This is a genomic window from Novosphingobium decolorationis (assembly GCF_018417475.1).
GTDB lineage: Bacteria > Pseudomonadota > Alphaproteobacteria > Sphingomonadales > Sphingomonadaceae > Novosphingobium > Novosphingobium decolorationis.
Genome location: NZ_CP054856.1, coordinates 480,495 through 498,155, shown reverse-complemented (window position 1 = coordinate 498,155; position 17,661 = coordinate 480,495). Strand labels below are relative to the sequence as shown.

18 protein-coding genes are annotated in these 17,661 nt (G+C 65.2%); 11 read left to right on the top strand and 7 right to left on the bottom strand.

The genetic code is table 11. The features are described from left to right. Window positions 1-31: 31 nt before the first annotated feature. Window positions 32-1,396, bottom strand: coding sequence for a methylenetetrahydrofolate--tRNA-(uracil(54)-C(5))-methyltransferase (FADH(2)-oxidizing) TrmFO (trmFO, locus tag HT578_RS02335; protein ID WP_213501987.1), 1,365 nt, complete (start codon window positions 1,394-1,396; stop codon window positions 32-34). A 190-nt stretch (window positions 1,397-1,586) separates the two neighbouring features. Between trmFO and HT578_RS02330 the strand changes: the two genes are divergently transcribed. Then, entirely contained in the window at window positions 1,587-2,255 is a 669-nt protein-coding gene (locus tag HT578_RS02330; protein WP_239026447.1) for a hypothetical protein, read from the top strand. A 98-nt stretch (window positions 2,256-2,353) separates the two neighbouring features. Here the strand turns inward: HT578_RS02330 and HT578_RS02325 are convergent, their stop codons facing one another. Continuing rightward, window positions 2,354-2,710, bottom strand: coding sequence for a DUF952 domain-containing protein (locus tag HT578_RS02325; RefSeq protein ID WP_213501984.1), 357 nt, complete (start codon window positions 2,708-2,710; stop codon window positions 2,354-2,356). Continuing rightward, on the bottom strand, window positions 2,707-5,421 hold the full coding sequence (gene gyrA, locus HT578_RS02320) for a DNA gyrase subunit A (RefSeq protein ID WP_422394386.1): 2,715 nt from the start codon (window positions 5,419-5,421) through the stop codon (window positions 2,707-2,709). Before gyrA ends, HT578_RS02325 begins: the two co-directional genes overlap by 4 nt. A 424-nt stretch (window positions 5,422-5,845) precedes the next feature. Here gyrA and HT578_RS02315 point away from each other — a divergent pair, with 424 nt between their 5' ends. The 5 genes from HT578_RS02315 (at window position 5,846) to HT578_RS02295 (ending at window position 9,130) form a co-directional block, all read left to right on the top strand. Beyond that, window positions 5,846-7,162 (top strand): hypothetical protein, encoded by a 1,317-nt coding sequence (locus HT578_RS02315; RefSeq protein WP_213501982.1) that lies wholly within the window; start codon window positions 5,846-5,848, stop codon window positions 7,160-7,162. Between the two features lie 516 nt (window positions 7,163-7,678). Beyond that, window positions 7,679-8,143, top strand: a complete 465-nt coding sequence (locus tag HT578_RS02310) for a reverse transcriptase family protein (protein WP_213501979.1) — start codon at window positions 7,679-7,681, stop codon at window positions 8,141-8,143. A gap of 129 nt (window positions 8,144-8,272) precedes the next feature. After that, on the top strand, window positions 8,273-8,437 hold the full coding sequence (locus HT578_RS02305; protein ID WP_213501978.1) for a hypothetical protein: 165 nt from the start codon (window positions 8,273-8,275) through the stop codon (window positions 8,435-8,437). Beyond that, window positions 8,376-8,675 (top strand): reverse transcriptase domain-containing protein, encoded by a 300-nt coding sequence (locus HT578_RS02300; protein ID WP_213501976.1) that lies wholly within the window; start codon window positions 8,376-8,378, stop codon window positions 8,673-8,675. Before HT578_RS02305 ends, HT578_RS02300 begins: the two co-directional genes overlap by 62 nt. Then, the gene (locus tag HT578_RS02295; protein ID WP_213501431.1) at window positions 8,672-9,130 is read left to right on the top strand and encodes a group II intron maturase-specific domain-containing protein; all 459 of its coding nucleotides are present in this window, start codon (window positions 8,672-8,674) and stop codon (window positions 9,128-9,130) included. The genes HT578_RS02300 and HT578_RS02295 overlap by 4 nt, the downstream gene beginning before the upstream one ends. Before the next feature lie 110 nt (window positions 9,131-9,240). Here the strand turns inward: HT578_RS02295 and HT578_RS02290 are convergent, their stop codons facing one another. Beyond that, a complete protein-coding gene (locus HT578_RS02290) occupies window positions 9,241-9,894 on the bottom strand; it encodes a carbonic anhydrase (protein WP_039393456.1) in 654 nt (217 codons plus the stop codon). A gap of 154 nt (window positions 9,895-10,048) precedes the next feature. Here HT578_RS02290 and lipA point away from each other — a divergent pair, with 154 nt between their 5' ends. Then, a complete protein-coding gene (gene lipA / locus HT578_RS02285) occupies window positions 10,049-10,981 on the top strand; it encodes a lipoyl synthase (protein WP_039393458.1) in 933 nt (310 codons plus the stop codon). Between the two features lie 81 nt (window positions 10,982-11,062). Continuing rightward, window positions 11,063-11,509: a type II toxin-antitoxin system RatA family toxin gene (locus HT578_RS02280; RefSeq protein ID WP_039393459.1), complete on the top strand. Its 447-nt coding sequence runs from the start codon at window positions 11,063-11,065 to the stop codon at window positions 11,507-11,509. 145 nt (window positions 11,510-11,654) lie between these two features. On the opposite strand, the gene HT578_RS02275 is transcribed toward HT578_RS02280, so the two are convergent. From HT578_RS02275 to HT578_RS02265, 3 genes are read right to left on the bottom strand one after another with little or no spacing between them, the layout of a single operon-like run. After that, window positions 11,655-12,155 carry a CinA family protein gene (locus HT578_RS02275; protein ID WP_213501972.1) on the bottom strand — a complete coding sequence of 167 codons (501 nt, stop codon included), beginning with the start codon at window positions 12,153-12,155 and terminating at the stop codon, window positions 11,655-11,657. A 1-nt stretch (window position 12,156) separates the two neighbouring features. After that, window positions 12,157-12,750 (bottom strand): hypothetical protein, encoded by a 594-nt coding sequence (locus tag HT578_RS02270; protein ID WP_239026446.1) that lies wholly within the window; start codon window positions 12,748-12,750, stop codon window positions 12,157-12,159. Window positions 12,751-12,776: 26 nt separating this feature from the next. Continuing rightward, window positions 12,777-13,961, bottom strand: coding sequence for a bifunctional 2-C-methyl-D-erythritol 4-phosphate cytidylyltransferase/2-C-methyl-D-erythritol 2,4-cyclodiphosphate synthase (locus HT578_RS02265; protein WP_213501969.1), 1,185 nt, complete (start codon window positions 13,959-13,961; stop codon window positions 12,777-12,779). An 81-nt stretch (window positions 13,962-14,042) separates the two neighbouring features. Between HT578_RS02265 and dusB the strand changes: the two genes are divergently transcribed. From dusB to ntrC, 3 genes are read left to right on the top strand one after another with little or no spacing between them, the layout of a single operon-like run. Then, on the top strand, window positions 14,043-15,071 hold the full coding sequence (dusB, locus tag HT578_RS02260) for a tRNA dihydrouridine synthase DusB (protein WP_213501967.1): 1,029 nt from the start codon (window positions 14,043-14,045) through the stop codon (window positions 15,069-15,071). After that, window positions 15,068-16,192 (top strand): two-component system sensor histidine kinase NtrB, encoded by a 1,125-nt coding sequence (locus HT578_RS02255; protein ID WP_213501966.1) that lies wholly within the window; start codon window positions 15,068-15,070, stop codon window positions 16,190-16,192. The genes dusB and HT578_RS02255 overlap by 4 nt, the downstream gene beginning before the upstream one ends. Continuing rightward, window positions 16,192-17,613 carry a nitrogen regulation protein NR(I) gene (gene ntrC, locus HT578_RS02250; protein WP_422394385.1) on the top strand — a complete coding sequence of 474 codons (1,422 nt, stop codon included), beginning with the start codon at window positions 16,192-16,194 and terminating at the stop codon, window positions 17,611-17,613. Before HT578_RS02255 ends, ntrC begins: the two co-directional genes overlap by 1 nt. The last annotated feature ends 48 nt before the right edge of the window (window positions 17,614-17,661 follow it).

Here is a 17,661-nt window from a genome sequence, read left to right as displayed (position 1 = left end):
TGTCGGGCGATGGACAGGCGGGTTATGAGTGTCAGTTCGCCGGGGTCAGTCCGGCAATCCAGGGGCCGATCTCTTCCTTGGCGCGCGCGGTGTAGGCCTCCTTGCGCTGCTTCTTGGAGACCTCGTGGAGTGGTGGGAAGAGCCCGAAGTTGACGTTCATGGGCTGGAAGCTCTCGGCCTCCGCGTCGCCGGTGATGTGTGAGAGGAGGGCGCCCATCGCGGTCGTCGCGGGCGGGGCCTGCCAGGTGCGCCCGGTCAGTTCGGCCGCCGTCATCAGGCCGGCCATGAGGCCGACTGCGGAACTCTCTACATACCCCTCACAGCCCGTGATCTGCCCCGCAAAGCGCACGTGCGGCGCAGTCTTGAGGCGCAGCTGGCGGTCGAGCAGGACAGGGGAATTGAGGAAGGTGTTGCGGTGCAGGCCGCCCAGGCGCGCGAACTCGGCGTTCTCCAGGCCCGGGATGGTCCGGAACAGGCGCACCTGTTCGGCATGCTTGAGCTTGGTCTGGAAGCCGACCATGTTCCACAGCGTGCCCAGCTTGTTGTCTTGGCGCAGCTGGACAACGGCATAGGGCCAGCGGCCGTTGGGATGCTCAGGGGTCGCCCAGTGCGGGTTGTCGAGGCCAACCGGCTTCATCGGCCCGAAGCGCAGCGTTTCCACCCCGCGTTCGGCCATGACCTCGATCGGCATGCAACCGTCGAAGTAGGGGGTGTTGGCCTCCCAGTCCTTGAACACGGTCTTCTCGCCATCGACCAGGCCCTGGTGGAAGGCGATGTACTGCTCCTTGGTCATCGGGCAGTTGATGTAGTCCTTGGTGCCGCCACCGACCTTGGAGGGCTTGTCCCAGCGCGAGGCCATCCAGCAGATGTCCATGTCGATGCTGTCGCGGTAGACGATGGGCGCAATGGCATCGAAGAAGGCCAGGCTGTCCGCACCAGTCGCCGCGCCGATGCTGCCGGCCAGCGCCTCGGCGGTGAGCGGGCCGGTCGCGACAATGGTGGTGCCCTCGGTCGGAAGCTGATCGACGCGTTCGCGCACGATCTCGACGTTGTCCAGCGCGGACAGGCGCTTCTCGACTTCGGCGGAGAACGCGTCGCGGTCGACCGCGAGCGCGGAGCCGGCCGGGACCGCAGCGACCTTGGCTGCGCCCATGATCAGCGAATCGCAGGCGCGCATTTCGTGGTGGAGGAGGCCGACCGCGTTCTTCTCATCGTCGTCCGAGCGGAACGAGTTCGAGCACACCAGCTCGGCCAGGCCATCGGTCTGATGCGCGGGCGTGCCTTCGCCGGTGCCGCGCATTTCCGAGATGCGGACCTGAAAACCGCGACGGGCCAGCTGCCAGGCGGCCTCGCTGCCGGCCAGGCCGCCGCCGATGATGTGAACCTTCTGTGTCATGGCTGAGGCGCCTAGCCGTTCTGCTCGCTGGCGGGAAGAGGGGGATTGCGGGGCACGAACCCGATTTGGGGGGATGACTTGCCGGGCTGGAACGGACAAACAGGGATATTCAGGCGCTTGCACCCATACACCGATGTGGCGGGGCGCGGATGATGGAGGTTGCAAGACAGATATGCCCCGGCGCGCACTCGTGGAACGACGACCCTGGCTCCTCACCAGCCTTGCGCTGGCACTCGGTCATGCCTGGTTCCTTGTCTCGCGCACCCCGGTTCCGGGTGTCTACTGGATGGCTCTGGAGGCGCTGCCATTCGCCTTGCTCGCGGTCTATGCGCTGCTGCGCCACAAGGGGCGCGATACCCAGCTTCTCGCCGCCATGCTCGGGTTCGAGGCGCTGGCAGGCGCGCTGACAGGATTCTATCCAGGCTTTGCGCGGATCGTGCTGATGCTGGGCTGGTTCGCCGGACTTTCGCTCTTCCTCAGCCACCGAAGCCACGATCCTGACATCAACAGGCGGATCGGAACCGCCGGGCTTTTCCTGCTGACGCCGCTCCTGTGCTATTTTGCCGCGAGCCGTGTCGGCGTTCCCGTGCCGTTGTTCTACGGTCTGGCACTGGGTGGTCTTGCGGCGTCGGCCTGGATGAGCACCTTCGTGCAGAGCCGCGTCGGTGTGGGCGGCGTCCTCATCGTGGTGGGCGGTGTGCTCCAGATCACGGTGCCCGAATACCTGGCGGGAGAGGCACCACAGGCGGTGATTGCCTGGCTCGCTCTCTACTTCGGCAATCTGGTCCTGGCGACTGGTGTCACAGGAGAGCTGCGCCAGCGCGAGGAAATCGCGCGGATCGATTGGGACGATTTTTAAGGAAGAAGAGGAAAATCCGAGGGCCATTGCCCTCGGGCTCCCCATAATGTCCAGCGCATCTCTCGCGGCCAGGTTGGTGCGCGAGGTGAGGGCGCTGGTCAGGCCGGAAGAATCAGCTCGCCGTCCGGATCATGTGAAACCGGGGCGTACGCCATCACGGCCGACATCGGCAGTTCGCCGTAGAGATGGGGAAACAGCGCGCCGCCCCGCGAGACTTCCCAGCGGATGGCGCCCTCAAGCGTATCGAGGTTGACCGCGACGATGTGCAGATCGTCCTGCCCGGCGAAGTGCTTGACCAGCGTTTCATTCACCTGTCCGGCGTCGGACAGGTGAATATAGCCATCGGTCAGGTCGATCGGTGCGCCGGTGAAAGCCTGGTCGCGCAGCAGTGTTTCCATCTGCGGCGCGGTCAGGATCTTGTAGGCGACGCCCGTGGTCGCAGGGCCGCTGTTCATGCTTCGCTGTCGCCTTCCGGCGCTTCACTGTCCGGAGCCGGAGCATCGGTCGCCGGAACGTCCGTGCCCGCTTCGACGGCGATGTCCTCGATTTCCTCTTCGGCCGGTTCATCGAGGCGCACCGCGCCCACGACCTGCTCGCCCTTGGAGACGTTGAAGAGGCGCACGCCCGCCGAGCCGCGTCCGATGACGCGCATGGTTTCGAGCGGGAGGCGGATCATCTTGGCCTGGTCGGTGATGAGCATGAGCTGCTGCTCGCGCGTCGCCGGGAAGCTGGCCACCACATCGCCATTGCGGGCGATGTTGTCGATGTTGGTGATGCCCTGGCCGCCACGACCGATGCGGCGGTACTCGTAGGCCGAGGACATCTTGCCGTAGCCGTTGGCGCAGACCGTGAGGATGAATTCCTCGCGCTCGGCCAGTTCGGCCTGGCGCTCCTCGGAGAGCGAGCAGGTGCCTTCGCGCTCACCCTTCCAGGGGGCGAACTTGAGGTACTCGTCGCGTTCGTCCGATTCGGTGCCCACGCGGTGCAGGATCGAGAGCGAGATGACCCGGTCGTCGTCCTTGAGGTTCATGCCGCGCACACCCGTCGAGGTGCGGCTCGAGAACGCGCGGACCTGGTCGCCGGCAAAGCGGATTGCCTTGCCCTTGCGTGTGGCGAGGAGCACGTCGTCGGTATCCGGGTCAAGCAGCGCCACGCCGATCAGATAATCGTCGCTCGGCGTGCCATCGGCGTTGAGATCGAACTTGATCGCGTACTTGCCGTTGGAGGGAATGTTCGCGAACAGGTCCATCAGGTTGCGGCGCACGTTGCCCTTGGACGTGGCGAACACGACCGAGAGCTTGCCCCATTCCGCCTCGTCCTCCGGGAGGGCGAGCACGGTCTGGATCGTCTCGTCCTTGTCGAGGGCGGGCAGCATGTTGATGATCGGACGGCCGCGGGTCGTCGGGCCACCTTCGGGCAGCTTGTAGACCTTGAGGCGGTAGACCTTGCCCGCGGTCGAGAAGAACAGCACCGGATTGTGGGTGGAGGTGACGAACATCGTCGCGACGGCATCCTCCTCCTTCGTCGCCATGCCGGCGCGGCCCTTGCCGCCGCGCGCCTGGGCCCGGAAGGTCGAGAGCGGGGTGCGCTTGATGTAGCCGTCCATGGTGACGGTCACGACCATGTCCTCGCGCTCGATCAGGTCTTCGTCGTCGATCCCGTCGAAGGCGGCGGTGATCTCGGACATGCGCGGCGTCGCGTAGGCGTCGCGCACGGCCTTCAGTTCGTCGCGCATGACGCCGTAGAGCTTCACGCGGTCGGCGAGGATCGAGAGGTATTCCTCGATCGCGGTGGCCAGTTCCTTGAGTTCGTCACCGATCTCGTCGCGGCCGAGCGCGGTGAGACGGTGCAGGCGCAGGTCGAGGATCGCGCGGACCTGGACTTCGGACAGGCGGTAGACACCGTCCGATTCCTCGGCGTTGGGCTCGATCGCCTCGACGAGACGGATGTAGGGCGCGATGTCGCCGATCGGCCACTCACGGGTAAGCAGCTTGGCGCGCGCATCGGCCGGGTTCGACGAGCCGCGGATGATCTTCACCACTTCGTCGAGGTTCGAGACCGCAACGACCAGGCCGAGCAAGATATGCGCACGGTCGCGCGCCTTGTTCAGCTCGTACTTGGTGCGGCGGGTAATGACCTCTTCGCGGAAGTGGATGAAGGCCTGCAGGATGTCGCGCAGGCTCATGATCTCGGGGCGGCCGCCCCGGATTGCGAGCATGTTGGCCGCGAAGTTCGACTGCGCGGGCGTGTTGCGCCAGACCTGGTTGAGGACGACCTCGGGCGAAGCGTCGCGCTTGAGGTCGATGACCACGCGCACGCCTTCGCGGTTCGATTCGTCACGGATGTCCGAGACGCCTTCGATGCGCTTGTCCTTGGCGGCCTCGGCGATCTTCTCGACCAGGTTGTTCTTGCCGACCTGGTAGGGGATCGAGGTGAGGACGATCGAGCGGCGGTCGCCCCGGCCTTCCTCGATCTCGTGGCGGCAGCGCATCATGATCGAGCCGCGGCCCGTCGTGTAGGCGTTGCGCGCGCCGCTCTTGCCCAGGATCAGCGGGGCGGTCGGGAAGTCGGGCCCCGGAATGATCTCGCACAGCTGTTCGTTGCTGGTGGTCGGATCGTCCATCAGCGCGAAACAGCCGTCGATCACCTCGCCCAGATTGTGCGGGGGGATGTTGGTAGCCATGCCGACCGCGATGCCGCCTGCGCCGTTGACGAGCAGGTTGGGGAAGCGGGCGGGAAGGACCGTGGGCTCGCTTTCCGAGCCGTCGTAGTTGTCGGCGAAATCGACGGTGTTCTTGTCGATGTCCGAGAGAAGTTCGTTGGCGCTCTTGTCGAGGCGAGCCTCGGTGTAACGCATGGCGGCCGGCGGATCGGGGTCCATCGAGCCGAAGTTGCCCTGACCATCGACCAGCGGCAGGCGCATCGACCAGGGCTGGGTCAGGCGCGCAAGGGCGTCATAGATCGCGCTGTCGCCATGGGGGTGATATTTACCCATGACGTCACCGACGATGCGGCTCGACTTGCGGTAAGGCTTGCCAGCGACGTAGCCGGCTTCCTGACACGCATAGAGGATGCGTCGGTGCACGGGCTTGAGGCCATCGCGTACGTCGGGAAGCGCGCGGCTCACGATCACGCTCATCGCGTAATCGAGATAGCTCGACTTCATCTCATCGACGATGTCGATACGAGCGTATTCGCCGTCAGGGGCGGTCGGGTCGAGGTTTTCGGTCTGGTCGCTCACGCGCTAGTATCGTCTTCTGCCAAGCTTTCAGGAACGGATAGTCGGCTCTAGGGCATGGATCGGGCGATTGCCACCACAAGCGTGCACATGGCGCCAATTCGAACGTTCTTTTCCACAAATTCAAGGTGTGACGTGCTCGTCGGGCGGCATTGCGCGACGCCTTGGATGAGACACCTGGGGAACATGCTGCGGCCAAGTGCATTCAATCCGCGTTAAGCCGTAAGCCTTTAGGTCGGCTGCAAGGTTGCCAACGGTGGAATTCATCGCCATCACGCGGCGGACTGTCGAATTTACCCGGGAGAGGCGCACGAAGCGCATCCCCGCAGTGCAAGAGGAGTAAGCCTGGATCATGGCTCGCAAATTCCTGATTTCCCGTGTGGCCCTTGCGGTCGCGCTCTCGAGCGGCCTTGCGGTTTCGGTGGCCCCGACGGCCGCTGTCGCGGCCAAGAAGGACAAGGGTGGCTCGGCCGACTACTCGAAGGAGTTCGTCGCCGAGTTCATCCCCATCCAGGAAGCCGACAAGAAGGCGCGCGCCGCGCTGAACGGCACCCCCAATGACGAGACGATGGCCGCGGCCGTTGCGGTCATGAACGCGGAGCTGGGCGGCAACGCCAAGGCGGCCTATGAGAAGGCGGCCTCCGTTGCCACAACCCCGGACGACAAGAACGTTCTGGGTGACTTCATGCGCTTCTTCGCGATCATCTCGAAGGACAACGACCTCAAGATCAAGGCGCTCAAGATGCGTCTCGACAGCGGCAAGGTCGCGGCCGACCAGATCGGTCCGGTCAACTATGACCTTGGCGTAACCTACTATCAGCAGAAGGACTTTGCGTCCGCCGCGCCGTACCTGAAGGCCGCCAAGGATGCGGGCTACCAGGATCCCAACAACCAGCTCGACCTGCTGCTGGCCGACACCTACAAGCGCTCGGGCAACTCCGAAGCCGCGCTTGCGATGGTCAAGGAAGATATCGCGGCAGCCCAGGCAGCCGGTCGCGCGCCGTCCGAAAGTTCGCTGCGCTCGGCACTCCAGTCGGCCTATGACGCCAAGGACCTGGCCGCCTCGACCGAATACGCGGCGATGCTGGCGCAGAACTATCCCTCGCCTGACACCTGGTACATCTCGTCCTCGATCGTGCGCCAGCTCGCCAGCCTGCCCAAGCAGCAGAACCTCGATCTCATGCGCCTGATGTACGAAACGCAGGCCATGAAGGACAAGCGCGACTACCTCGAGTACCTCGAGAACGCCGACCCGCGCGGTTATCCCGGTGAAGCGCTCAAGATCATGAACCAGGGTCTTGCCAAGGGCGCGCTCGCCAGCGCGGACCTCGGCACCGAGAAGGCGGACACCGAAGCGCGCGTGAAGTCGGACAAGGCTTCGCTGCCCTCGCAGGAAGCCGACGCAGCCAAGCCTGGTGCAACTCTCGCCACCCTGACCAATGCGGGCGACGTGTTCCTGAGCTACGACGAGAACGCCAAGGCTGAGACCTTCTACGCGCGCGCTCTGGAAAAGCCGGGCGTCGATGCGAATACCGTCGCGCTGCGCCTGGGCATCGCGCAGGCCCGCCAGGGCAAGTTCGCCGAGGCCGAGGCCACCCTCGCCAAGGTTGGCGGTGCCTCGAAGCCGGTCGCGGAGCTGTGGTCGGCTTACGCCGCCAGCAAGTCCTGATCGACGGATAAGGGCGGGGCGGCCGGATCTTCCGGTCGCCGCCCTAGCCTGCGGGCAATGAAAAAAGGAGGCGATGGACCTAGTGTCCATCGCCTCCTTTTTGTGTGCCGGGCACGGCGTTGATGCAGGAGGTGTAAGTCCTTTGCAGGCCTGCTGGTGGGAACTGCTAGCTGAAGGCAACTGCGTCGCCGCGAGGCGGGGTGGGGAGGAAGCCGGAGGCAAAGCTCGGAGCTGACGAACAGGAATCGGATAGAAGGCCGGTGCGGCGGGATAACCCAGCAATGGATGGGGATGTCCGATAGCCAGACAGACGCGCGCATTGGTAAATCCGGCAGCGACCGAGTGAAGGATCAACGTCTTACCCCGGGAGATCTCCTGGCCTCTCCGGACGATCCGGAGAACAGCGGCAGTGATGTTGCTGGATGGGCCCGGAGAAGTCAGCAGCGGTCATAGTAGCGGGCGCAAGCCGGCGAAGGACCAAATTCGGTACCCAAGGAGCAAGACTGGGCACATTCGATGGGTGTGGAGCGGCAGCAAGGTAGCGGGAAGCAGCAGGACTTCTTCGATGAAGCCCTGAAGGCATCGCTTGGCCACGACGTCACCGGCAAAGGCGGAACTGGCGCTGGGACGATCGAGGAGCGGCAATCACCCACGGCATGGGCCGAGCCCCTCGCCTTGACGCGTTACGTGATGGAGGAGGTGGCCAGCTCGGCCAACCTGAACCAAGCCTACAAGCGGGTGAAAGCGAACAAGGGGGCGCCGGGCGTGGACGGGATGACCGTCCCCGACCTGCGTGACTGGATTGCAGGAAACCGTGAGAGGCTGATCGCCTCGTTACTCGACGGTACTTACCGTCCAAGCCCGTGCGCGGAGTTGAAATTCCCAAACCCGGCGGGAAAGGAGTGCGCCAGCTGGGCATTCCGACGGCTGTCGACCGGCTGGTACAACAGGCGATACTGCAAGTCCCGATCCCGTCCTTGATCCGACATTCTCGGCATCGAGTTTTGTTCCGCCCGGACGCGGCGCACACGATGCGCTGCGTCAGGCCCGACTATGTGCGGGACGGCTATGCGATCGTCGTAGACCTCGACCGAGAAATTCTTTGATCGGGTGAACCACGACATCGTCATGGCCCGTCTGGCCCGGCACATCGCCGACCCACGCCTGCTCGTCATCATCCGCCGGTTTCTACAGGCCGGGATGCTGTCGGGTGGTGTGCACGTCGAACGGCAGGAGGGGACCCCGCAAGGCGGCCCTCTCGCCGCTGATCGCTAACCTCATTCTGGATGACCTCGACAAGGAGCTCGAACGCCGGGGCCACCGGTTCTGCCGCTACGCCGACGACTGTAACATCTATGTACGGTCACAGGCAGCGGGGGAGCGCGTCATGGCTTCGGTTACCGCCTTGCTGGAAGGCAAGCTCCGACTCCGCGTCAATCAGGCCAAGAGCGCGGTTGCACACGTCCGGGAACGTACCTTCCTCGGCCACCGTCTGACAGCGGGAGGCTTTTGAGCATAGCGAACAAAAGTCTCACGCGGCTGAAGGAGCGGCTCAGGGCGATTACGCGCCGCAACCGAGGCATCAGCCTCGCGGCGATGATCGCACAGACCAATGCCTTCACTACAGGGTGGGTCACCTACTACCGACACGCCCGGGCTCAGACGGTTTTGCGCGAGATCGACAGCTGGCTCCGGCGCAAGCTTCGCTGCGTCCGGCTCAAACAGTGCAAGCGCACCATGACGATCGCCACTTTCTTAAGGGAAAACGGCGTCCCAGAATGGCAGGCTTGGATCTTCGCGCTCTCGGGAAAGGGCTGGTGGCGCCTGTCGGGCAGCCCTCAGGCCGCCCACGGCATGCCCAACGCATGGTTCGATCAGGCAGGTCTCTCAAGCCTCGCTCTCCAACATGCCGCCTTAAACCGTACCGGAAACCGCCGTGATACGCAGTACGTACGTCCGGTGGTGTGAGAGGGGGGCGCCGTGAGGCGCCCCCCTACTCGATTGTGGCCATATGAATGGCTGGTTGTCGAGCGCGGGACAGGATACTGTCCCGCGCTCGACAGAATTAGGGCTGCCGATCAGGCGGCGGGTTCGAATTCCTTCGTTTCCGGGTTCATCAGGTGCAGGATGCCGTCGGAGATGGCGAAGAACGAACCGCGCAGGGTGAGCTCTCCACTGGCGACCTTTTCCTTGACCCAGGGGAAGGTCATCAGGTTCTCGAGGCTGACGCGCACGCCGGCGTGCTCCATCTCGATCTCGGCGGCGCGGCCACTGTCGCCATGGTCGGCAACGACCTTCTCGCGGGCCTCGTCGAGAAGCGAGATCCAGTCGTCGACGAAGCCGCCCGCGCCCGGCGCATTGCCGCGCAGGCTCTGGCTGAGTGCGGCCTTGCAGCCGCCGCACATGCCGTGGCCCATGACCAGCACTTCCTTGACCTTGAGTACCTGCACCGCGAACTCGAGCGCGGCCGAGACGCCGTGGTGGCCAGGCGTGGTCTCGTAGGGCGGGACGAGGGCGGCGACGTTGCGGACGACGAAGATCTCGCCGGGGTCGACGTCAAAGATCTGGCTGGGATCAACGCGGCTGTCGGAGCAGGAGATTACCATGACCTGCGGCTCCTGCCCGTCCTTGAGCTGCGCCCAGCGGTCACGGTTCTGGCTCCATCCGGAGGACCGGAAGCGGCGGTATCCCTCCACGAGATCTTCGAGCACGGGGGACTTGGCTTCGCTCATTGAAAACTCCTTGGGATTATCTGGCAAACCATTGCGGCAGGTATAACGCAGTTTCTTCCGTTGCGTTTCGCGTGCGCGACAAAGCACGATTGCGCGATCAATAGCGTGCATATTGGGGGTGGCAAGCGGCGCCGGGAGGGACTATCTGGGCCCCATGAACGATCTTTCCTCCGCTCCCAAGCCCGAACGCAAGCGCAAGCCCGACTGGATCCGCGTGAAGGCGCCGACCAGTCGCGGTTATGGTGAAACCCGCCAGCTGATGCGGGATCTCAGCCTCAACACGGTGTGCGAGGAGGCTGCGTGCCCCAACATCGGGGAATGCTGGGAAAAGAAGCACGCGACGGTGATGATCCTGGGCGATACGTGCACGCGTGCCTGTGCGTTCTGCAACGTGAAGACCGGCATGCCGGGACGCGTCGATCCCGCCGAACCCGAGCATGTTGCCGAACTCGCGCTGAAGACGGGCCTTGAGCACATCGTCATCACCTCGGTCGACCGTGACGATCTTCCCGATGGCGGCGCAAACCAGTTCATCAAGGTGATCGAGGCGCTGCGCGCGGCGACCCCCAAGACCACCATCGAGATCCTGACCCCCGATTTCCGCGGCAAGATGCGTCCCGCCATCGAAGCGATCGCCGCCGCGCGTCCCGACGTGTTCAACCACAACCTCGAGACGGTCCCCCGGCTCTACCCGACGATCCGCCCCGGCGCGCGCTACTACGCCTCGCTGCGGCTGCTCGAAGAGGTCAAGGCGCATGATCCCTCGATCTTCACCAAGTCGGGCATCATGCTGGGCCTGGGCGAAGGCCGTCTCGAAGTCCACCAGGTCATGGACGACATGCGCTGCGCGGACATCGACTTCCTGACCATGGGCCAGTACCTCCAGCCTACGCCCAAGCACGCCGAAGTCGCCGAGTTCGTCACCCCGCAGGCGTTCAAGTCCTACGGCGCGATCGCCCGTGCCAAGGGTTTCCTGCAGGTTGCCTCGTCGCCGCTGACGCGCTCGAGCTATCACGCCGGCGATGATTTTGCGCAGATGCGGGCCGCGCGCGAAGCGCGTCTCGCCAAGGAACAGAAGAAGCGCTGAGCTCCGACGGCCCGCGGTCCCTGTCCAGAGCTGGACAGGCGCGGGCACGGAACTGGCCCACGGAAAGCCCGTTACACCCAAATGCCCGGAATTCATGAAACCTACCGGCTCCCGTACAGCGCGGAGCAGATGTTCGATCTCGTGGCCGATGTCGGCCGCTACCAGGAGTTCCTGCCCTGGGTGGTGGCGACCCGTGTCCGTTCGGACAGCGAGACCGAGATGGTTGCCGACATGCTTGTCGGCTTCAAGGCGCTGCGCGAAAAGTTCACGTCGCGCGTCGAGAAGACCCGTCCGCGCGAAATCCGCGTTCACTATGTCGATGGTCCGATGAAGGACCTCGACAACGTCTGGACCTTCCATCCGGTCGACGAGACCAGCTGCGATGTGGAGTTCGACGTGCGCTTCTCATTCCGCAACGCGCTGTTCGAGAAGCTGGCAGGCCAGTATTTCGACAAGGCCTTCCGCAAGATGGTGGCCGCGTTCGAGACGCGCGCCAGCGAGCTTTACGGCGCACCTGCCGGAGGCTGACCGGTACGGTGGCTTGCCGTGGTTGCAATTTGTAACCACGGCGTCCGAGCTGCACTTAAAGTGGTTTCTAAAGAAAACCCCGCAGGCGTCCTGCGGGGTTTTCTTTTGTTACCTTTGCCTTTCAAGGTTCTGAAATAACGTCTTTTTAAGGAAGGAGGAGCTTGAGCGCCTTCAGCGCCGCCTGGTGGCGTATCGCGGCGCGGTCCTCGCCTTCGATGTGCTGCTGTTCGGCGTTGACCTCTTCGTCACCGCGAAAGGCGCGGGCGAAAACGACCGTGCCGACCGGCTTCAACTCGGTGCCGCCGCCCGGACCTGCAATGCCGCTGATCGCCACGGCGACGTCCGCGCGGCTCTGGCGCAGTGCCCCTTGCGCCATGGCCCAGGCGGTGGCGGGCGAAACGGCACCGAAGGCCTCGATCAGGTCAGGCTGGACGCCGAGCATTTCCTGCTTCGATTCGTTGGAATAGGTCACGAACCCGCGCTCGAGCACGGCCGAGGACCCGGGCACTTCGGTCAGCGCCGCGCAGACGAGGCCGCCGGTGCAGCTTTCGGCCACGGCAATGGTGCGGCCCAGCGCCTTGTTCTCGGTGATCACGCGCTCGGCGAGATCGAACAGATCGGTCGGGATGAGAAGCTGTTTACCCATGTCAGTCCTTGCAGATGGTCAGGCCGCCGAGCGCCTTGGAGTTGGCCGCGCCTTGCCGGGCGACCGTCTCCGAGCGGGCCGCGACTTCGATGAAGAGCGCGATGAGGCCCGCGGTGTTCTGAGGCGGGAGCGGCGAGAGCAAATCGATGGCAAAATCGATCTTCTCGCACGATTCCAGGTGAATGGCCTGCGCGACGAGGCCCGAAACGGTGGCGTCGACAAGCGGCTTGAGTGTTTCGTCAGGAAGCTGTGCGGCGATGGCCCCCATGCCCTCGTCACGTCCGCGGCTGAGCTTGAGGAAGGCCGAACGCGCCTGCGGCCAGTATTGCTCGCGCGGGCCGGAGTAGCGCTGGACAATTTCCTGTCCATGGGTGGACAGGAAGGCGTCGGCGGGCAGCGCCTGGCGGCAGCGCCGCGCCGTTCCGTCGATCACCTGGGGGAGCGAGTAGGTCAGGACCGAACGGGCTTCGCTGCGGGTCAGGCAGGCCTGCGTGGCGGCGCTGGCGAGCGTTGGACAAAAAGCGACGCTGGCGGCAAGTCCTGCGGCCAGCCCGCGGCGCGCATGTTGTCGAAGGCGAGAAGCAAATCGAGTCACCAGACGTCTCCTTGAAAAGCCTTGGGTCAGATCCGCACGAGGCTGACGGCGGCCTGGGCGGCAATGCCTTCGCGGCGCCCGGTAAAGCCCAGCTTCTCGCTGGTGGTTGCCTTGACGCTGACAAGTTGCAGGTCGACGCCCAGAATTTCGGCCAGACGCGCGCGCATCGCGTCGCGGTGGGGGCCGATCTTGGGCGCCTCGCAGATGATTGTCACGTCCGCATTGCCCAGCGCGTAGCCCGCTTGCGCCACGAGCGAGGCGGCGTGGGCGAGAAAGCGGTCCGAGGAGGCCCCCTTCCAGCGCGCGTCGCTGGGCGGAAAGTGCTGCCCGATATCGCCGGCCGCAATCGCGCCGAGCAGTGCATCGACGAGCGCATGGATGGCCACGTCGGCGTCGCTGTGGCCCGCCAGGCCGTGGGTATGCTCGATCTTGACGCCGCACAGCCACAGGTCTTCGCCTTCTTCCAGCTGGTGGACGTCGAACCCGGTGCCCACGCGCATGGGCGGCGCGGCGGGGGTGAAGTCGTGGCTGTAGGTCAACTTGTGCAGGGCTTCGTCTCCTTCGACGAGGGCAATGTCGCAGCCCCAGGCCTGGGCGACCTGGGCGTCGTCTCCGGCGCTGGCGGGACCTTCCCAGGCGCGGTGGGCGTTGAGGATTTCGGTGAATCGGAAGGCTTGCGGGGTCTGGATCCGCCGCAGGTCCTCGCGCCGCGCGCTTGCGCCCATACGCGCCCCATGCGCGCCCGGCTCACTGTGGGCAAGGCTGTCGACCACCGGGAGGGCCGGGATTGCGCCCTTGTGGTGCTCCAGTGCGGTGAGAAGCCGTGCGATTACCGCCTGGGGCAGGATCGGCCGCGCGGCATCGTGGATCAGGACATGCTCGGGCTGCGAACCGGCCAGGATTTCAAGGCCAAGACGCACCGATTCTTGCCGGGTTTCGCCGCCCGCTGTAAATATCACCCCGGCGATTCCGGAAAGCGCCTCGCGCGCCACGGGCCCCGCGTTTTCGGGGATCACGACGCAAATCGGAGCGATTCCAGCGGCGGCGAGGGCCTCCACCGAATGGCGCAGGACCGGCTTGCCGCGCCAGTTCGCAAACTGTTTGGGGAGGGGCTGTCCAGCGCGCAAACCCTTGCCCGCAGCCACCACGACGGCGGCGGCTCTGGGTGTGTCGGATATGGCGCGGGGGGGAGTCGAAGTGCTCTGCGTCATCGCGATTGCGGGTAATCGCTTGCTGCGGCGAGGGCAATCCACTATGCGCCTGCCTGTTTTTTAGGCAGTACTGCACAAGATATGACTCGAGACGACACTCACCTGCCGGCCGCGCCCGCGCTCAAGCCCATCGACATCGGTCCCGTGCGGATCGACTGTCCCGTCGTGCTCGCGCCAATGACGGGGGTTTCCGACCTTCCGTTCCGCAAGATGGTGCGCAGCTTCGGCTCCGGTCTCAACGTGACCGAGATGATTGCCAGCCCGGCTGCGATTCGCGAGACGCGCGTCTCGGTGCAGAAGGCAATGTGGGATCCGTGCGAGGATCCGGTCGCGATGCAGCTCGTCGGCTGCGAGCCCGCGCAGATGGGCGAGGCCGCCAGGCTGGTCGAGGATCGCGGCGCGGCGATCATCGACATCAACATGGGCTGCCCGGTGCGCAAGGTCGTCAACGGCGATGCCGGTTCGGCGCTGATGCGCGACGTGCCGCTCGCGACCCGCCTGATCGAGGCGACGGTCAAGGCGGTCAAGGTCCCGGTGACGGTCAAGATGCGCATGGGCTGGTGCCACGACAGCCTCAACGCGCCCGAACTTGCGCGTATTGCCGAGGATCTGGGCGCGCGCATGATCACTGTCCACGGCCGCACCCGCAACCAGATGTACAAGGGCAGCGCGGACTGGAGCTTCGTGCGCAAGGTCAAGGATGCGGTCTCGATCCCCGTCATCGTCAATGGCGACATCTGCGGTATCGAGGATGCGGCGAACGCTCTGGAGCAGTCGGGCGCGGACGGCGTGATGGTCGGGCGCGGCGCTTACGGCAAGCCCTGGATCCTCTCGCAGATCATGCAGTGGTGGCGCGGCCAGGAGGTCGCTGCAGAGCCCGATTTCGGCGCGCAGTACGCGATCATCCGCGAACACTACGAAGCGATGCTGGAGCACTACGGGCGCGACACCGGCGTCAAGATGGCCCGCAAGCACCTGGGTTGGTACGTGAAGGGCATCAAGGGCTCGGCCGAGTTCCGCAACCGCGCGAACTTCATCGACGATCCCGACGAAGTGCTGCGCGCGCTGGCCGAATTCTACGCCCCGTATCGTGAGGCGCAGGCCGCATGAGCGAGGCGGCGGGCATCACCTTGCCCGAAGCCGACCGCGTTCTGGCCAGCCTTCCGCAGGCGGTCGTGCTGCTCGAGCCGGGCCTGCGCATCGCCTCGGTCAATCCGGCCGCGGAGCAGTTCTTCGGCCAGTCGCTGCGGCGCCTGGTGGGGGTTGGCCTGCGCGAGCTTGTCGATGTGACAAGCCCGCGAGTACTCGATCGCCTGGACGACTATGAGACACCGGTCTCGGCGCGCGAACTGGCGGTGCAGGTCAAGGGCATGGGCATGCGCCGGATCGACCTCAACGTCGCGCCGGTTGCCGATCATCCGCGCTGGCAGGTGCTGACGATCCACGATCACACGACCGCCGAGGCTCTGGGCGACGATTCGGGCGGTTTTGATGCCGCTGCGCTGCGCGGGCCCGAGATCATGGCGCACGAGATCAAGAACCCGCTTGCCGGGATCCGCGGGGCGGCGCAGCTCCTGGCGCGCCAGGTCGACGAGAAAGGGCACGCGCTGACCCATCTCATCACCAGCGAAGTGGACCGCATCGCCGATCTTATCGGGCGCATGCAGGACCTCAGTCGCCAGACGGCCCCCGCCATGGCTCCCTGCAATCTGCACGAGGCGGCGCGCCGCGCGATTGACGTGATCCACGCCGGACGTGCCGAGCACCCGGAATACTGCACGATCCAGGAGGAGTTCGACCCCTCTCTGCCCCCGGTCCTGGGGAGCGCGGATGCGCTGGTGCAGGTGATTATCAACCTGCTGTCGAACGCGATGGAAGCCAGCCTCTCGCAAGCCGTGCCCCGCGTCATGGTGCGCACCCGCTTTGCCAGCGGGTTGCAGCTGCACACCACCGAGGATGGCAAGCCGCTGCGCCTGCCGGTCGAACTGCGCGTGACCGACAACGGGGAAGGCGTGGCGCCGAACCTGCGCGAGCATATTTTCGAGCCCTTCGTTACCAGCAAGAAATTGGGACAGGGGCTGGGCCTGCCGCTCGTGCGCAAGCTGGTGCGCGAGATGAACGGGCGTATCACGCATGAGCGCGACGACGTGAAGGGGCTTACCCACTTTCGCGTTCACTTGCCGCTTGCGAAGGAAACACGAAAGACACTCTTGGGAGGGAGGCCATCGTGATCGAAGTCCTGTTGGTCGAGGACGATCCCTCGATCGCGCTTGTCATCGACGCGGCGCTCGTCGCCGAAGGCGCGAACGTGACTCATGTCGAGACGCTGGCCGAGCGCGACCGGCTTTTGCAGCGGCAGCGCTTCAATGCGCTGGTGACCGACGTCATGCTGCCCGATGGGGACGGGATCGAGACCCTGGGGGTGGTGCGCACGCTGTGCCCCGAGATGCCGATTGTCATTCTCTCGGCCCAGAACACGCTCGACACCGCCGTACGCGCGACCGACACCGGGGCCTTCGAGTACTTCCCCAAACCCTTCGATATCGACGAACTGGCGCGCACGGTGTGCCAGGCGGCGGGCAGCGCGGGCGGTGGAGACGCTCTGGAGGATGAGGACATCGTCGAGGATGGCCTACCGCTGGTGGGCCGCAGTCCTGCGATGCAGTCGGTCTTCCGCATGATCACGCGGGTTCTGCGCAATGATCTGACCGTGCTGATCCTCGGCGAATCGGGGACAGGCAAGGAACTGGTCGCCGAGGCCATCCACCAGCTCGGCAATCGCCGGGCGGGGCCGTTCATCGCGGTCAACACCGCCGCGATCCCGGCCGAGCTGATCGAAAGCGAACTGTTCGGGCACGAGAAGGGCGCCTTTACAGGGGCGGTCGCGCGCCATTTTGGCAAGTTCGAGCAGGCGGCGGGCGGCACGCTCTTTCTCGACGAGATCGGGGACATGCCGATGCAGGCGCAGACGCGTCTCCTGCGCGCGCTCCAGTCGGGCACGATCCGCCGCGTGGGCGGGCAGGAAGACATCCGCCTCGACGTGCGCATCGTGGCGGCCACCAACAAGTCGCTCGAACCCGAGATCGCGGCCGGGCGCTTTCGCGAGGACCTGTTCTACCGCCTCAACGTGGTGCCCATTCACATGCCGCCCCTGCGCGAGCGGCGCGATGATATCGAGGTCCTGGCCCGCCATTTCCTCCAGCAGGCCGCAAGCGAGGGGCTGCCGCGCCGTCAGCTGACCCCGGCGGCTTCGCGCCTGCTGGGCGAGCAGGCCTGGCCGGGCAACGTGCGCGAGCTCAAGAACTTCATCTACCGGCTCACCCTGCTGGCGCGTGAGGACATGATCGACGTGGAAGTCGTTGTCCCGCTGCTGCGCCAGGCGGCAAGTGCAGAGCCTGCGCCCGAGGGCGACCCGGAAAGGTCCGATATCGAGACGGCCATCGTCCAGTGGCTGGAAAGCGCGCAGCCCGCCTCGGGAACGATCTACGCCTCGGCGCTCGCGGCGCTCGAGCGCCCGCTCTTCGCCTCGATCCTGCGCCAGACCGCTGGAAACCAGCTGCGCGCGGCGCAGGCCTTGGGGATCAACCGGAATACCTTGCGCAAGCGCTTGAGCGAACTGGCTCTCGACCCTGAGGAATTCGCCCGGCGTTAATCCGCGAGCGGGCAGACGGCGATGCGGACACCGCGTCGTCTCGCCGAT

What these genes read in the sequence shown, in the direction of transcription:
- HT578_RS02290 (WP_039393456.1), bottom strand. Translation starts at nt 9,894, where the DNA reads ATGAGCGAAGCCAAGTCCCCCGTGCTCGAAGATCTCGTGGAGGGATAC.
- lipA (WP_039393458.1), top strand. Translation starts at nt 10,049, where the DNA reads ATGAACGATCTTTCCTCCGCTCCCAAGCCCGAACGCAAGCGCAAGCCC.
- HT578_RS02315 (WP_213501982.1), top strand. Translation starts at nt 5,846, where the DNA reads ATGGCTCGCAAATTCCTGATTTCCCGTGTGGCCCTTGCGGTCGCGCTC.
- HT578_RS02325 (WP_213501984.1), bottom strand. Translation starts at nt 2,710, where the DNA reads ATGAACAGCGGCCCTGCGACCACGGGCGTCGCCTACAAGATCCTGACC.
- gyrA (WP_422394386.1), bottom strand. Translation starts at nt 5,421, where the DNA reads ATGAAGTCGAGCTATCTCGATTACGCGATGAGCGTGATCGTGAGCCGC.
- HT578_RS02275 (WP_213501972.1), bottom strand. Translation starts at nt 12,155, where the DNA reads ATGGGTAAACAGCTTCTCATCCCGACCGATCTGTTCGATCTCGCCGAG.
- HT578_RS02265 (WP_213501969.1), bottom strand. Translation starts at nt 13,961, where the DNA reads ATGACGCAGAGCACTTCGACTCCCCCCCGCGCCATATCCGACACACCC.
- HT578_RS02310 (WP_213501979.1), top strand. Translation starts at nt 7,679, where the DNA reads ATGGGTGTGGAGCGGCAGCAAGGTAGCGGGAAGCAGCAGGACTTCTTC.
- HT578_RS02280 (WP_039393459.1), top strand. Translation starts at nt 11,063, where the DNA reads ATGCCCGGAATTCATGAAACCTACCGGCTCCCGTACAGCGCGGAGCAG.
- dusB (WP_213501967.1), top strand. Translation starts at nt 14,043, where the DNA reads ATGACTCGAGACGACACTCACCTGCCGGCCGCGCCCGCGCTCAAGCCC.
- HT578_RS02255 (WP_213501966.1), top strand. Translation starts at nt 15,068, where the DNA reads ATGAGCGAGGCGGCGGGCATCACCTTGCCCGAAGCCGACCGCGTTCTG.
- trmFO (WP_213501987.1), bottom strand. Translation starts at nt 1,396, where the DNA reads ATGACACAGAAGGTTCACATCATCGGCGGCGGCCTGGCCGGCAGCGAG.